This is a genomic window from Microbulbifer maximicatervae (SeqCode) (genome assembly GCF_052467825.1).
Map to the genome: position 1 here is coordinate 3579742 of NZ_CP174327.1, position 15861 is coordinate 3595602.

The 15861-nt window shown below is 48.4% G+C and carries 13 protein-coding genes; 7 read left to right on the forward strand and 6 right to left on the reverse strand.

Annotated features, from left to right (window positions below; translation table 11 throughout):
* Positions 1–93: 93 nt before the first annotated feature.
* A complete protein-coding gene (locus ACJJII_RS16025; RefSeq protein WP_444916907.1) occupies positions 94–2265 on the reverse strand; it encodes a TonB-dependent hemoglobin/transferrin/lactoferrin family receptor in 2172 nt (723 codons plus the stop codon).
* A 229-nt stretch (positions 2266–2494) separates the two neighbouring features.
* Here ACJJII_RS16025 and ACJJII_RS16030 point away from each other — a divergent pair, with 229 nt between their 5' ends.
* The 6 genes from ACJJII_RS16030 (at position 2495) to ACJJII_RS16055 (ending at position 10848) form a co-directional block, all read left to right on the forward strand.
* Entirely contained in the window at positions 2495–3025 is a 531-nt protein-coding gene (locus ACJJII_RS16030; protein ID WP_413665263.1) for a MotA/TolQ/ExbB proton channel family protein, read from the forward strand.
* Positions 3025–3378 carry a DUF2149 domain-containing protein gene (locus ACJJII_RS16035; RefSeq protein ID WP_444896781.1) on the forward strand — a complete coding sequence of 118 codons (354 nt, stop codon included), beginning with the start codon at positions 3025–3027 and terminating at the stop codon, positions 3376–3378. The genes ACJJII_RS16030 and ACJJII_RS16035 overlap by 1 nt, the downstream gene beginning before the upstream one ends.
* A gap of 2 nt (positions 3379–3380) precedes the next feature.
* A complete protein-coding gene (cobN, locus tag ACJJII_RS16040; protein ID WP_444916908.1) occupies positions 3381–7322 on the forward strand; it encodes a cobaltochelatase subunit CobN in 3942 nt (1313 codons plus the stop codon).
* Positions 7323–7607: 285 nt separating this feature from the next.
* On the forward strand, positions 7608–8555 hold the full coding sequence (locus tag ACJJII_RS16045; protein ID WP_444916909.1) for a hypothetical protein: 948 nt from the start codon (positions 7608–7610) through the stop codon (positions 8553–8555).
* A gap of 612 nt (positions 8556–9167) precedes the next feature.
* A complete protein-coding gene (locus ACJJII_RS16050; RefSeq protein ID WP_444916910.1) occupies positions 9168–9845 on the forward strand; it encodes a protease inhibitor BamI-like protein in 678 nt (225 codons plus the stop codon).
* Between the two features lie 232 nt (positions 9846–10077).
* Positions 10078–10848, forward strand: a complete 771-nt coding sequence (locus ACJJII_RS16055; protein WP_413665268.1) for a zinc-dependent metalloprotease family protein — start codon at positions 10078–10080, stop codon at positions 10846–10848.
* A 105-nt stretch (positions 10849–10953) separates the two neighbouring features.
* Here ACJJII_RS16055 and ACJJII_RS16060 read toward each other — a convergent pair whose 3' ends face one another.
* The 3 genes from ACJJII_RS16060 to ACJJII_RS16070 form a co-directional block, all read right to left on the reverse strand.
* On the reverse strand, positions 10954–11310 hold the full coding sequence (locus ACJJII_RS16060; RefSeq protein ID WP_444896786.1) for a DUF4870 domain-containing protein: 357 nt from the start codon (positions 11308–11310) through the stop codon (positions 10954–10956).
* A 45-nt stretch (positions 11311–11355) separates the two neighbouring features.
* The gene (locus ACJJII_RS16065; RefSeq protein WP_444916911.1) at positions 11356–12102 is read right to left on the reverse strand and encodes a metallophosphoesterase family protein; all 747 of its coding nucleotides are present in this window, start codon (positions 12100–12102) and stop codon (positions 11356–11358) included.
* An 87-nt stretch (positions 12103–12189) separates the two neighbouring features.
* On the reverse strand, positions 12190–12822 hold the full coding sequence (locus ACJJII_RS16070; RefSeq protein WP_444916912.1) for a LysE family translocator: 633 nt from the start codon (positions 12820–12822) through the stop codon (positions 12190–12192).
* A 126-nt stretch (positions 12823–12948) separates the two neighbouring features.
* Here ACJJII_RS16070 and ACJJII_RS16075 point away from each other — a divergent pair, with 126 nt between their 5' ends.
* Positions 12949–14025, forward strand: a complete 1077-nt coding sequence (locus ACJJII_RS16075) for an FAD-dependent oxidoreductase (RefSeq protein ID WP_444916913.1) — start codon at positions 12949–12951, stop codon at positions 14023–14025.
* Between the two features lie 8 nt (positions 14026–14033).
* Here the strand turns inward: ACJJII_RS16075 and ACJJII_RS16080 are convergent, their stop codons facing one another.
* Together ACJJII_RS16080 and ACJJII_RS16085 are read right to left on the reverse strand one after the other, a co-directional pair.
* Complete coding sequence (locus ACJJII_RS16080) at positions 14034–15251, reverse strand: phytanoyl-CoA dioxygenase family protein (protein WP_444916914.1); 1218 nt, start codon at positions 15249–15251, stop codon at positions 14034–14036.
* A gap of 270 nt (positions 15252–15521) precedes the next feature.
* The gene (locus ACJJII_RS16085; RefSeq protein WP_444916915.1) at positions 15522–15782 is read right to left on the reverse strand and encodes a hypothetical protein; all 261 of its coding nucleotides are present in this window, start codon (positions 15780–15782) and stop codon (positions 15522–15524) included.
* Positions 15783–15861 lie beyond the last annotated feature (79 nt).

The following is a 15861-nucleotide window of genomic DNA, read 5'->3' on the forward strand; positions in this document are numbered from 1 at the left end:
TATTTTTTGACGCCGCAAAATAAAAAAAGGCCGCATGGGAGTACGGCCATCAAGGGACTTATTTGCGAGATAGGAGAGTGTAAAACTCGTTAATTAAAAATCGTATCTGATTGACGCAGAGAAAGTACGCCCCGGCGCCGCATTGACAGAAAGATCGCTACCTTCATCCCAGCCTGCAACATTCAGGTAGGGAACGTAGTATTTATCCATCAGGTTGTTAACTGCCAAGTTCACAGACATGGAGTCCATTACCTGATAACCCAGGGTCCAGTCTACAGTGCCATAACCGGCAGTTTCAGTAGCGCCGTCGTTCACTTTTTCCATGCGGTCTGCCCAGCGCACCAGTACCTGGCTGGAGAGTTTGGCGCCGCTGTAGCTTGCACCGACCACGCCAGAAAGTGGGCTGATGCTGGTTAGGTATTCACCGGTGGTGTCGTTTTCGCCGCGCTGGTAGCTGGCATTTGCAAACAACTCGATTGTTGGAGACAGGTACCAGCTGGCGCTCGCCTCTATACCTTTGATGGTGACAGATTCGATGTTCTGGTACTGGTACTGTTCAAATACATGGGAGAAACTGCCGTCATCACCATTTACAAACTCTTGGTGAATTAAAGTGGTTTCCAGGAAATCATCGTATTCGGTATAAAACGCTGCAGTACTAAAAGCTACCGGGCCCAGGTGCCCGCGCAGGCCGAGTTCGAAGGTGTCACTGGTTTCCGGTGACAGATCGTCGGCGGGTAGAACTTCGTATATGTAACTGGAGGTCGGCTGCAGGTAGTGCTCGATATAAGCTAAATCGTAGGCTGGCACTTTAAAGCCCTGTCCGTATTGGGCAAAGGCGGACAGTTTCGGATTGATTCGGTACAGCGCGCCCAGGTTGAAGGAAACATTGCTTTCTTCAATGGTGGCAAATGGAGTGTCATCTGACTTCAATGCACCGTTGGGGTCCATTTCGTACCAGTCGTAGCGCAGGCCCGGGGTAACGGTCAGCTGGCCATTGGAGAATGACATTTCGTCATTGATAAACAGGCCGGCGCGCGCCACCTCGTTTTCTGGGAATTTCTCGGTGGTGGAGTCCAGGGTGGAGCTACCCGCAACTTCACGGTATTGGTGAACGGTACGCTCGCTCTCGGTTTGCTCCAGGTCCAGGCCGTAACCCAGGGTGTGGGTCTCATTCAGGGTTTTGCTGGCGTTGGACAGCAGGCCGATAGTGTCCTGGCGGTAGAGGCCGGTTTCCCACATGTCGCGGATTTCGATCACACCGAACATGGGGGCGTTGATGTCCAGTTGGCCGTACTGCTCGTCTTCCTGTTCAGACTTGTTGTTGTACAAGCTGATATTTACCTGATCGTAAATCGCAGTTGGGGTCTCGCTGTGGTAGCGGAGCTGGTATGCAGTGGTCTCTTTGTCGGAAACAGATTGTTCTGCGACGATGTTGTAGCCGTAGTCGGCCAGTCCGCGAAAGTAATACAGCAGGCCATCGGCACTGTCGCCGACAGTTTCCTGGTTCCAGTGGTCGATGCTGAAGCTGATAAAGTCTTCGCCACCCAGGTTGTATTTACCTTTGTACAGGATGCTCTTCGATTCAATCTCGAAGGGGTCCTGGGTTTCGTCGTAGTTCTGCTGTTCTTCACCATCGCGGAAGGTGGTGTGCAGCAGTTGCTCAAAATTGCCGGTGCGCAGGGCGAGGGTAGGAGAAACATTTTTCTGGCTGGTGATGCCGTTGTAGCCAGTCTTGATAGAGCCGCCAAACTGCTCGCCATCTTCCAAGTAGTCGGAAGCATCTTTGGTGGTAAATACTACGATACCAGCAAGGGCGTCTGAACCGTATAGGGAGGAGGCTGCGCCTTTGGCAACTTCAACCTGCTTCAGGGTGTCCACTTCAATAAAGCCGCGACCAATAATGTCGTTTTGGCCATTGGCGCCATAACCCTCGTTCACCCGCATACCGTCTTTGATAATCAGTACACGGTCACCGCCCATGCCGCGCACCAGAATATTCTGTGCGCCGCCAGCCTCACCAGTTACTTCAACGCCAGGTTCGTATTGGAACAGCTGGTTCATGTCATTGAGCTGAAGCTGCTCAATTTCTTCATTGGTCACCACGGAAACGCTGCCCGCAACGTCTTTCAGGGGTTTTTCTGCGCGCCCGCTGACGACGATCAGCTCGAGTTCATTGCTGGACGGAGAGGTCGGGGTCTCTGCGTACAGGTTTGAGGCGGAGGCTAAGCCCAAAATGGCTGCTGCTAGTGGGCGACGTTTCATGGTGAATTCCTTGATGTCGTTGATTCGGTCTGCTCGTTAAGGGTCTCTGGTTGCCCTTTCGCTTGGTCTTGTCGACCAGTTCGGAGCGAGATTATATGGATACTTATTAAAATGTAAAGGTAAATGCGAATCAATATCAATTAGATTAAATTTGACCTTAAAAGTTTCTTTGGGTACTTTCCGCTCAAATTTGTGAACGGCATCAATAGTGGGGCTTGGGAGGCTTGCAGTGAATATTCAATCAATTGAGACCTTAATGGCGGATGTGGCCGACCTGTTTATGGCCCCAGTATTACTGGCGATCCTGGTACTTTTTATCTACTCGCTTTATGCCGCTGGGCGCTTTATTTCACTGTGGATGCTTCGCCGCAAAAATGCCGGAGCCTATCGGTTGGCATTGAAGCAAGGTCGGGTTGAGCGCCTGCCGGGCTACCAAGTACACAACTTTTACGTGAATAACCCTTTGGCATGTGACGACGAGTTGGAAGTTTTTGCGTTGAGAAAACTGGAACTTCTTCGCATGGCTACCCGGATCGCGCCCATGTTGGGTTTGATTGCCACCATGATTCCCATGGGGCCGGCACTTCGCGCCCTGGCCGATGGCAATATCCAGGGAATCAGTGAAAACCTGATTATTGCTTTCGCCGCTGTGATCTGGGGCTTGGTGATCTCCACGATTACCTTTTGGCCTGCCTCAGTGAAAAAACGCTGGTTTGCCTCTGAGCTTATTAATATCCGCAAGCTGAAGGAGGCCGACTGATGCGCTTCCTCGACGAAGATGAAGAACTGAATCCTATTCTGAGTGCGGTGAACCTGATCGATGTGTTTCTGGTCATTATCGCCGCGCTGCTGATTGCCATTGCGCAAAATCCCTTGAACGTTTTTTCCAATGAAAAGGTCACGGTGATTAAAAATGCCGGCGAACCCAATATGGAAGTGATCGTCAAGGACGGTAAGGAAATCAAACAATACAAATCCACCGGGGAAATTGGCTCAGGGGAGGGCACCCGTGCGGGAGTGGCTTACCAGATGGCCGATGGCAGCCTGGTTTATGTACCGGAAGGGGAAGGTAAAGATGCTCCCACCGGTGAAAAAGCTTCGGGGGGGAATTAGTGGTGCGTAATAAACTGTGGGCACGTTTTGTGTGCCTGTTGATGAGCTTGGCTTTTGCAACCTTTGCCCAGGCCAGCGATAAACCCAAAGTACTCTTGATGATGTCGAGCCACACGGCCAAGGCAAAAGGTACATTGCTGGCTGATCTCTCTGCAGACCAACCCTTTGAGCTGGAGATCTTTAACAGCAAAGGTAAGAACGATGAGGAAATCGACCTGGCTTGGTCTTCCGCTGAACTGATAATGCTGGATGGCATCAACCCGGCGCTTTCTGCTTTTATGTTTGGCAAGTTCCAGCCAATGCTGGCCAAGCATCCGCAAGTTCCGGTGATTTCCCTGGGGGATGCAGATAATAAGTCCATGAACCAGGGGTTGGCAGAGTCCGAGCATCGGGCGATTGCCGCTTATTTTAATAATGCGGGCCGCAAAAACTACCGTCATATGATGCAGTTTTTGTCGGCAGAGGTATTTGACCTTTCCAGTGGCTCAGTACCGGAACCGATAATTGTACCCAAGGTAGGTTTTTATCATCCCCGCCTGGAGCAGCTTGTCACCGACAAAGAGGAATTTTTCTTTGACTGGTTAAAGCCTGCTGAGAAGCAGCCAGTGATTGCCGTGGCTATCCATCGCTCCGTGGTGGATTACGAGCAGCAGCAGGTTGTCGACACCCTGTTGAATGGTCTTGAGGCTAAAGGTGCCAAGGCTTTCGCCTTCTTCTTTGAAGGCGAAGACTTGCCGCTTTCCTATCCAGACTTATTGCAAACCGACAGCGGCAATACCCGTGTCGACTTGATGATTAATTACCGCTCCCTGCACTATGTCAGCAAGCGCCGCGCTGAATTTGAGAAGTTGGGAGTGCCGGTTATTCACGCGCTCAATTACACCGAGGGCAGCGAAGAAGAATATTTTGCTGATAATAGCGGTGTATCTCCATCCCTGACTCCATTCTTCCTGGTAATGCCTGAAGATACTGGCAGCATCGATCCGGTGATTATCGCTGCTAATAAAGACGGCAATAAAGTAGTGATGGATGTACAGATGCAGGCCTTGATAGAGCGCGCCTGGAATCACGCCTCCCTCGCTTATCAAAGCAACACCAATAAAAAGGTGGCAACGTTTATTTGGAACTACCCGCCCGGGGAAAAAAATATCGGTGCGGCTTTCCTGGATGTACCCAGCTCGATTGAGTCGATTGCCCAGGCAATGCGCGAAAGAGGCTATGAGGTACATATCAGGGATTCAAAAACCCTTATCGATTGGGCCGGGCAGTTGTTGCGCCCTTATTATCGTCGCGAAGACAGCGTAGCCTTGATCGATAAAGGGCTGGCTGATTGGATGCCGCTGTCCACCTATCAAGCCTGGTTTGACCAACTGCCTGCAACTGTACGGGATCCTATTGTAGAGCGTTGGGGCAAGCCGGAAGACAATGCCATGTTGGCCGAACATAACGGCGAGCCTGCATTTGTTATTCCCCGGATGACCCTTGGCAATTTGATTGTGTTGCCGCAAGGCGTTCGCGCGGACAATGCCAAGGATCACTCTTCCCTATACCACGATATGAAAACCCCGGTGAACCACGCCTACCTGGCGGTTTACCTCTATGCGCGGGAAACCTTTGGTGCCGATGCCTATATTCACCTTGGAACCCATGGCTCCCAGGAGTGGCTCAGTGGCAAAGAGCGGGGCCTGTCGGTTTACGATGCACCTAGCTTGGCCCTGGGAAATATCCCGGTGTTCTACCCCTACATTATCGATAATGTGGGAGAGGCTATGCAGGCCAAGCGCCGTGGCCGTGCCACCATGATCAGCCACTTGACCCCAGGCTTTGCGAAAGCGGGCCTATATGCGGAAGTGGCTGAGTTGTCCGAGTTAATTGGCAATTACCTGGTATTGTCTGAGGGGCAGACCCGGGCCAATACCCAACAGCGTATTATCAGTCTGGCCGAAGAGCTCAATATGCTCAAGGATCTGGAAATCAGTGCTGAAGCCTTAAGTGCGGATTTTGATGGCCAACTGAGCCGCTTGCAGGATCATTTGGGTCAATTGGCAGAGATGAGCCAGCCGCTGGGCATCCATCGTTTTGGTCAGCTGCCCAAAACCGAACACCTCACCAGCACCATGCTGCAAATGTTGGGTGAAGGGTTTATCACCGCAGCGGATGAATATGAGGCGGAGCACGGGTTGCGTTTGCCGGAAGAGCAAACCCGGGACGAGCGCAATGTTGTGGCTTTGGAAGCGCAGGCGGGGTTCCAGTTGCTGGATACCTTCCTAGAGGGCGGTGAGCTGGAGCAGGTTTCTGAGCCCTTGCGGGCCCAGTTGGATCAGGCCCGGGAATACTCCGATAACTTTGCCAAAATTGCCGAGCTGGAAAACCTGATGTCGGCACTCGATGGTAACTACATTCCTGTAAGCCATGGGGGTGACCCGATTCGCAACCCGCAGGCGGTGCCCACCGGTCGTAACCTGATTGGCTTTAACCCGGCTAAGGTGCCGTCGAAGGAAGCCTATGAAGCTGGTGTTCAGCTGATGGACCAGACCATTGCTGACTACCATGCAAAGCATGGCCGCTTTCCGGACAAGTTGGCTTTCTCCCTGTGGTCCCTTGAAACCATGCGCCACCAGGGTGCCCTGGAAGCCCAGATCCTGCACGCCCTGGGCCTAAAACCCAAGTGGAACCAGCAGGGCAATGTTACCGGTACAGAAGTTATTCCCTATTCGGAATTAAAGCGCCCGCGTATTGATGTCGTAATCTCTGCGACAGGCCTTTATCGGGATGCTTTCCCCAACGTGATGCTGTGGTTGGCAGAAGCCATTGATAAAGTGGCGCAGATGAAAGAAGACAATAACTTTGTCTACCGCCACAGCCAGGCATTGCAACAGCAACTGTTGGAAGACGGCAACAGTGAAGAGGATGCTCGCTATTTGTCATCGGTGCGTATCTTCTCCAATGAAAGCGGCAACTATGGAACGGGCCTTGCCGCCGCCAGCCTGGCTTCTGACAGTTGGGAGGGGGATGACAAGCTCGCTGACCTCTATATGCGCCGTATGGGCTTTGCCTATGGCAAAGATGAATCCCGCTGGAGCGAGGATCAGCGCAGTGTTGAGCTGTACGGCAAGGTGCTATCTGGCACTGATGGGGTGATTTTTTCCCGCTCCACCAACCTCTACGCCATGATGACCAATGACGATCCCTTCCAATACTTTGGCGGTATCGGTCTGGCGGTTCGCAATCTGGATGGCGCAACGCCGGAAATGTATGTTTCCAATTTGCGTCGCAAAGATAACGTAAAAGCGCAAACCCTTGCGGAGTTCGTCAACCAGGAAATGCGCAGCCGTTACTTCCACCCCCGCTGGATTGAAGCGATGCAGGACTCCGGCTACGCAGGCGCTACCGCTATCCTGGATCGCGTCAACAATATGTGGGGCTGGGAAGTAATGACTCCGGAAACCATTCGCGACGACCAATGGCAGGAAATGTTTGAAGTCTACGTGGATGACAAATATGAAATGGACATGCGCGAATTCTTCGAAGAGCACAATGCCGAGGCCCTGGCCCAGATGTTGGAGCGAATGCTGGAAGCGGTGCGCAAGGGATATTGGGATGCGAAGCCTGAAACCCTGGAGAAAATGGTAGAGACCTACACCGAGCTGGCAAATCAGTTTGATGTGGCTACCGACAATGACAAGTTCAAGGAATTCGTCAATCAGCAGGCACTAGGGTTCGGCCTTGCGGCCCTGGCCAATGCCCAGGTATTGGATAACCCTCAGGTTAGCAGCGCCAATGCTGCGCAACAGGTCAGTGGCCAGAAGCTGGAGCAGGTTGCAGAGCCGACTCCCAGTGATAAGCCGGAAAAGCTGATATGGCTACTGTTGATGGCTATAGTGTTGGCTGGCTTTGTCAGCGGTTTCTTTGATCATAAGTGGGTGCGAACCAAGCCCGCTTAATGCCCTTCTTTAACGGCACCCGATCTGCTTAAGGCCGGGTGCCGTTAACCCCCCCTCTGTTTTACCCCTTTCGTGTAAATATTCTTAAAGCTGCCTCGGCTACAGGGTTAAGAATTGTTGACCCCGGCAACTATTACTCTCTTACTGTGTTAGCTTTCTATATAGAAGGTAAAAAGTGCATTTTGATTACTTTGTAAATCATTAAGCTTGCAGCTTGTCAGATTAATAGGGCTACAGCTTGGTGAGCTTACGACTATAGCTGTCTCTCGAAAGGAGGTTGGAACGATGGGAAAACGATATCAGGCGGCCTTCCTGGGCCTTATATCGATTACGGCAAATGCCTGGTCTCTGGAAAACCCTTACTCGAGCAATGGGGCGGTGGCTGAGGGTTCTGCCAAAGTAGAAACGGAGAACCTGTTTTCCTGTGCTTCCGGTCGCTCCCGGTTGTCGCCAATGGGGGTGAAGCAGGTAGAGGGCAAAGCCTTTACCGTTCCGGCTGAAGTGAATTACAGCAAGCGGTACTTTGCTGCAGATCTCTATAACCAGTGCTCTGGGGTCACTCCATCCTCATTGGATGATATGGATCTTACAAAGGTACCGGTGGTCGATATCGACAAAGAAGGCGAGGTGGTTACCGGTTATATCTTTGCCGACAATTATTTTGAGCTATATATCAATGGCAAGTTAGTTGCTGTTGATCCGGTTCCATTTACGCCATTTAACTCCAGTGTGGTTAAGTTCAGGGTAAAGAGACCCTACGATATCGCTGTAAAAGCGGTTGACTGGGAGGAGAACTTAGGGGAGGGCACAGAGAGTAATAGAGGTGTCCGCACTCACGCTGGTGACGGTGGCTTTATTGCCAGCTTTTCTGACGGTACCAAAACGAATTCAAAGTGGCATGCACAAACTTTTTATACTGCACCTATTTATGATTTGGGGTGCATGAAAGAGCGGGGAGAAGAGCGAACCTCCTCGGACTGTGCTGAGAGGCCCCCAAAACCAGGTGCACAAGTCTATTCTCTGCACTGGGATATTCCGAAAAATTGGAAAGTCGACGATCGCTATCTTTCTTGGCCTTATGCGACAGAGTACACGGAGCAGCAGATAGGTGTGGACAATAAAGCGGCGTATATGAATTTTCGGAAACAGTTTTATGGCAGTGGTGCTAAATTTATCTGGTCAAAAAATATAGTCCTGGATAATTTGGTGTTGTTGCGCTATCGAGTTGAGTAACGGTGTCACCATTAGCCAATTAACTGCTGTGCGCTGAAGTTACTCCGTACAGCTTTATCTCTACCCAATCAAGAATAAATAGATTGTCTGAATTGCCTGCCTAGTTACGATTTTCCAGTTTGTCCTTATATTCACTTTTTTCTAACAGAAAATTCTATTCCAAAATCGAAGAGAAATTTTGAGCTTCAACTTTTTTCTTCTATTGCCTTTCGTACACTGAAATTATTAATTCTGCTTAAAAATCTACCAAATTTGTTTCTTGTGAAACTTATTTTTTGGTTTTTGCAGGTGCTCCTGATCGTATTTGGGGGAATCTCGCCACTGGTATTTGGCTTGAACTAATTTGGTGCAAAAAGGGTTTTCGTGAAATATGTCTGCTTTAATTCCGACGTTCCCCACAGTTTTGAAAAATAATTTAGATTCTGTTCAATTTTTATGAAAATTATGTGAAAAATTTCCCAAAAAAAAGCTGCGTGATAATTAGGATCGATCGTCTCAACTAAATATCGAATGTTAAGAATCGTAAAGATGCCAACATGAGGTAGGGCTGGTTAAGCTGTCGATAGGACGTGCTTTGCCGTTGCACGTAGCATTATTTTGAGAGAAAAGCTTGTGAGAAAAATAATTCCTCTCGTCGCCATTGCAGTGGCAGCAGGGTATTTCGTTTGGTCCAAAAGCCAATCTGAAGGTCAAAAACCAGTCGCTGAGCTGGAAAAGCCCAAGCCAGCTATCAGTAAATCTACTCAAAAAGCAGAGCCGCTTAAACCTGAGGAGGTTCAGGTGGGTGAAGAGGAGCTCCTCGAAAGTGATGAAGAAAAAGCACTTTGGGTTGAGTCAGAGATGGCCAGGGAAGCTCTTCATGAAAATGGCCGCCTACCCGTAGATCTCAATGGTGAAACCTATCTCGAGCTGGATATTGATATGCTCCGGAATCTCACAGTTGGTGATTACGTCGACATTGACTTGCCAGGTATTGAAGGTGATTACGATGCTCAGGTTGGCAGTATCGAAGAGCATGCCAGTGGCAACAAAAGCGTACAATTAAATTTTCCGGGGATGACTCGCCTGCATGGCGCAACTTTTACACTCGGAGCAAACTCTGTTTATGCACAGCTAAACCTACCTTCCGGGTCATATACTATGGAAGGTCAGGGTAGTTATGCATGGATAGCGCCTAATGGTGCATTAATTAAAAACCACGTAGAGAAACACGATACGGATATGTCCTCGGAAGCACCTCGTGAAAAGACCTGGTCGGATGACGATGTACCGCTAAACGACTTCAAATAAGAATAAATTGATTCAAGGTAATTATGCTTTGAATTAATAATCAGGCAAAGGAAGGCCCAAGTAAATCCTGCAGATACCGGGGGCTCGTCTCCTCAGGCGGTTAAAAGACTAGGGATAGTTTTTTAATCGAGTCAGGGTATTAAAAGCGTATTGTTACTCCTTTGGGCAGCAATTTTAATTAATTGCTGGGGGAGGAGTGTGCACTACTTATTATAATAAAAGGAGTCTTATAATGAACCTGAAGAAAAGCCTGGCCGCTGCTATTGCAGCACTGACTGTTTCTGGCGCTGCGAGTGCCGATACCGTCGATATCGCTATTATGTACACTGCACCAGCTGCGGAGTATACCGGTGATATCTCAGCCAAGATCGATAGCTATATCAGCTATGCGAACAATTCCTTTTCAAGGAATGGTATTGATATCCAGTTGAACCTGGTAGACACCTGGCAAGCTACCAGCTCCGATCTCCGTGTTAACGAAGAAACCCTGGACCTGATTACCTTCCACGACACTGTGAATGACTGGCGTTCCTCTGAAAAGGCGGATATGGTGGTTTTCCTGGGTAAAGCTGAAGAAACTGTAATCGACGGCAACACCTACATCACCTGTGGTATTGCCTGGGTTGGACAGGGTAGCAATGGCACCATGTACTCCAGCGCAAAAGAGCGTGCTTACAGCGTAACTGGCGTTGACTGTGGTTATAACACCTTCGTTCACGAGCTGGGCCACAATATGGGTCTGCTTCACTCAACCAAGCAGGGTGATACCTCTGGTGGCGTTTACTCTTACGGTATGGGTCACGGTGTAGATAACAAGTTCTCTACCATCATGGCTTACCCTTGGAAATACGGCGAAAACGTTACCCAGTACGATTGGTTCTCTGATCCTGACTGGTACGAGTGTGGTGGCTTGGCCTGTGGTGAGCGCTCAAACGGCGTAGACATTTCTAACGCTTACCGTGCTCTCGGTCCTATCACTGATGATATCTCTGGTTACTACTAATCGGCGCTAATTTGCTGAAAGTAATTGTAGAGATTACTGGCTTATAGCCAAGGGAAATCGGGAGGTGCTCTCCCGATTTTCCATCTGGAAGGTACGGTTAACTATTTAACCAAAAAATCGAATACTGAGTGGGTAGCGCCAGAATTGGCCTTCATTAGCCCGGATTGCACCAATCACAATAAATATAACATTGATTATTGCTAATGCAATCAGCCCAAAAATACCGATAATAAAAAATATCAGTATGACGGAAATAATAGAATAGATAAGCAAGCTTAACATCCAGTTAAATATCATCTTGCCGTGTTTATCGATTTCTTGAGAACGGTCCCTTGTTGTTGCCCACATAATAATGGGTAAAACAAAACCAGCACCAGGAATTACGATCCAAGCCAATTGACTTAGATGAAGCAGCATTATGAAGGTATTTAGTTCCATATCCCAAGGGCGATAATCTTCCATTTAGCGAATTTCCTTTTATCCAATATCCTGTGTAAGCAGATTTACCTAGCTGGCTCGTCCGGTTGATAGATAGAAACCCCAGTCATCTCTCCCTTGCGCAATAGCAGCTCGGGCAGCTTTATCTGCATCATAACTTACCTTAAAAAATTCTGCGCTCCAGGCTCCATTTTTGCTTCTCTCTATCAGGGCGTAACTCGCATGGGGGCTAAAGGTTTCCATAATATGGGGTTGCGGTTCACTGTCAGTATAAGCCGGTAGCCCAGCGCTGCCTGGATTTACGACCAGCTGGCCACTACTGACAGAGATACAGCGTGGTTGATGTGTATGCCCACATAGAATTACTTTTGAGGAAATCTTTCCAAGGAGGTTGAGGATTTCATGGTTGGAACGTATCTGGGGGCGGCCGCTGCTGGTATCTTCCAGCAGATATATGAGGTCACTACTGGGTGTTCCATGGCAAAGAAAGACTTCATCGGTGATTTGTAAGCTGGGTGGTAACTGCTTCATCCATAATAGTGGTTCAACACCAAGGTCTTTCAGAATAAATTGCAGAGTTGGGTTGCTTTCTATTTCGGTAGGTGTGGCTTCATATATTTGCCGGTCCTGATTACCGCGAATAGTCGTGTAACCTTGCTCCATTAAGCGTTCATAGGTGAGTCGTGGCGCAATAGGGCCATATAAAATATCACCCAGGTTCACCGTTAGATCGGCGCCTCTCTTTTTTAGATCAGCAACAATGGCATCGAGGGCATAAATATTGCTATGGATGTCAGACAGAACCGCTATTCGCATTGAGCTCTCCGCTGGACTGCTGAAAGTACTTTGACTGCCGCTATATTTTCACAGAAAGCTTCCTGTCGTCCATAAAACTATAAAAAATCAGCGGTCAAAAGCCAGGCGAGAGGCCAAGCCGAGGAAAATAACTCCAAGAAAACCATCCAGGTGCCGCTGAATATTGGCCTGTGTAGCAAGAGATTTTCCCAGCTTGCTAAACGATAGAGATACCAGGGTGTTAAAAGCCAGCGCTGTAATGCTTAAAAGTACGCCCAATACAAGGATTTGGGTCGTGATTGCTTGGGATGGCACGGTAAATTGAGGCAGGAAAAGGCTAAAGAAAAGTAGGGCTTTGGGGTTCATTAGGTTATTGAGTAAGCCCCGGGCGATCAGCTGTGTTGCCGACAGAACCACGGTATCTGGTTGGTTATTTTTTGTCACTTTATTTGAACGCCAATTGCGAAGGAGTGACAATCCAAGCCAAGCTAAATATACGGCGCCTACCAGTTTTACTACCAGTGCTACCAGAGGCATCGTCTGCATAATATGTCCGAGTCCGAGAGCAACTAGCGCCGTTTGCACCATCCCGGCAGTAAAAATGCCCAATGAGATCATTGCTCCTGCAGTAAATCCGCGAGCCGAAGAGTAAGCAGATATTAACAGTAGGTCAGGACCAGGGGAGGCCGCTAGAACAATCGCTGCGATCAAGAAGGCGGGTAAAATACTGAGGTCGATCATATGAGGGGTGCCCTGAAATTGCGATTTTATCACAGCAGGTGAGCTTACTTCTATGATGGCCGTGCCTTGCTTTTTCCCTGGCTTCTACAATAGAAGTGAGTTCTACGACAGGGTGCAATGGTACCAGTGAGCCATATAGACCGGGTGTTAGTGGTTGGTGCGGGTCCAACGGGGTTGGCGGCAGCTTGTGCTTTGTCTTTCTATGGAATCAAATGCCGAATAGTTGAACGCCGTAGCAAGCCCAGTGAACTCTCTCGGGCAGTCGGTATTTTTCCCTGCACCATCAGGCGCCTTCTTAAGGTTGGTGTTTCAGATAATTTGGTCTCTGAGGCGATGCGACTCTGCAAAGTTCAATATCTTCAAGCGGGTAGGCCGCTGTTATTTTTGGACAACCGGGGCGATGCATATAAAGAGTATGTGGGCTTTGGGTTACCGCAAAATCGCACTGAGGAGATCTTGAAGGACGCTCTGCTCACGCAGGGTGTTGTAGTTGAATACGGTATTGCCGCTACTGAGGTGGACTCTAGTGAGCACAGAGTGGAAGTCACCCTGTCTGACGGTAGTGTCGAATGCTTTGACTGGTTAATTGCTGCTGACGGCGTTCATTCAACAATGCGTGAAAAGCTGGGCATTCCCTTTCCGGGTATAGATTTGCCACAACCCTGGGGGGTTGCTGATGTGGACACAGAGGAGAAGTGTGACCCTGACTTGATTAGTGTAGATATTCAGAAGCCCGGCAATCAATTTACGATTGTTTTGCCCATGGGGAAGCAGCGATTAAGAGTAGTTGCTACCCAGCCAGATGCATTAGCAGCCTTACATCAACCGTTAAACATCAGTAATATCCGCCGCTCCGGTAGTTTTCAAATTTCCATTCGCCAGGCGAAAAGTTATCGCTCCCAGCGCGTACTTTTAGTGGGAGATGCCGCTCACTGCCATTCTCCGGTAGGTGGTAAAGGTATGAACCTGGGTATTGCCGATGCGATAGCTGCGGTTGATGCCATTATAAACGGCACAGTAGATAGTTATTCTGATGAGAGGCATAAAATAGGTGCGGCGACTATCCGGAAGACGGAAATTATTAGGCGAATTATTAGTTCAAATGCCTGGGTGAATATTGGATTGGTTCGTATTTTGGCAAAGCTAATTGTAACTTTCCCTACAGTGCGACATGCCTATATCCAAAACCTGACAAAGCTATAGGTGGTTGGTTATTCTTTAAGGATTTTGTTGTAGCCATAGGTATCATTGCCGTAGACCTGGAAAGTGCTGACGTCGGGAATATCATATTCAATTAAACCCTCGTCAGTTGAATACATATCCTTGCCATAAGGGGCTACTTTTACGTGGTTAGCAGTGCATCTTGCTACAAAGGAAAATCGCCCTTGAGTCTTACTGCTGTTTGGGTATGAGGCATGCATGTTTAATGATGAGAAAATCAAGCACTCTCCAGCCTTCATCTTAATATCCTTTACTTCGAACTGGTCAAAGAAATCTTCTCCAATCAACTTGAGAGCAGTAAATAGGACAAGAGCACTTTTGTTAAACGTCCTTCCATAAAAAGCGACCTTTACTGCGTGGTATAGATAAACTGGCGACAGGGGTAGTAAGGATAAGTAGAATATCTTGTTATTGGGCGTAAAATTATAAAGATAGTCGATTCTGGCGTCGGTAAAGGAGCCTGCCAGTATCCGCAAACATCCATTTTCGGGGGTGGAATCTGTGAGAGCAACCCAAGCATTTAGTTGGATTATTGCTGGAGAAGTTTCTTGAGTAGGTTGTAACTTCGCATATTTCCCGGCCTCTCTAAAAGTTGCATTTTGGTGCCAAGGGGTTTCGTCGGTTCCTGGTAATTTATGAAAGAACTGGCTGCGCCAACACAAAACTTCATGTCCGAGAAGGCTGGCGAGACGTTGGGATATTTGGGGCTTTCGGATCAACTCCCGAAATGGCTTAAGTCGCAGTGCTTGGTACAGTCCCGCATAGTCTATGGACCAGCGTCCATGTTTCTTCTCTATTTGGGGGATGTGCTTCCCCAAATAACAAGTACCCTGGAAATCACTGTCGTACTCCTCTAGGGCCAGTGCCTTCAGTTGTTCGGCCCCCTTTTTGTCAATTGCTTGGAAAGGGGGGAGATATCCATTCTGCTCAAAAAACGAGAGGTCTCCATCGCTGAGAAAAAAGTTGTCATCTCCCCCTGCATTTGACCATTTTCTTGGTAGGTTTATCTTTAAGTCTTTTAGCTGATCAAGTGTTTCTAATAGCTTTTGTTTTTTAGTTTTCTGCCAGGGTAGGATGAATACTCGATAAAGTAGTATTGTTGTGACTCCAGCTAATATTTTGAGGTGCTGAATATTTGAGATTGGAAAATTAGCAGTGTCCGCCAGGTTGCTCATTCCTCTGAACATTTTTTTTAGTGTATCGCTCACCGATTTATTCCTGCGGTTAAGAGGTTGTCAGGCAAAATTTGGGGTCAATATTGAATCTGTCATGAACCTGTTTTAGGTGTCATTATTCGTTCATTAATACTAGGCAATTACTGAACCGCCTGTTGGCGCAATAGTTTGGAGTGTATCCTAGGACGAGGAAGACGACATGATCTATGGGAGAAAGGGGGGTATTATTGGCCCAGGTCTTGGTAATCAATTGCTAGGATTATTGATTGCCAAATTTAGGACCTGTTGGGGCATTCTGTGTTACTAGCAGCAGTTTGATGCTGCTGATTCTTTAGCGCAAACACGGTTTTCATTTTTCTGGCAGATACTGGTGTCATCCCCAAGAAAATTCAACTCCAGCCTGCGAGCAGCTTGATAATTTCCTGCCAGCTCATCTGCAATAGAGCGAACCTGCTCATATCCCGTCAGCATTAGGAAAGTAGGTGCCCGACCATAGGATTTAATACCAGCAATATAAAATCCCTTATCATGATGGGATAGTTCCTCAGCGCCATGTGCTTTCATCGAACTACATGAGTGGTGGTTTGGTTCTATCCTTGGAGCAAGGACCTTAGGCGCCTCTACAATATGATCTATATCATGT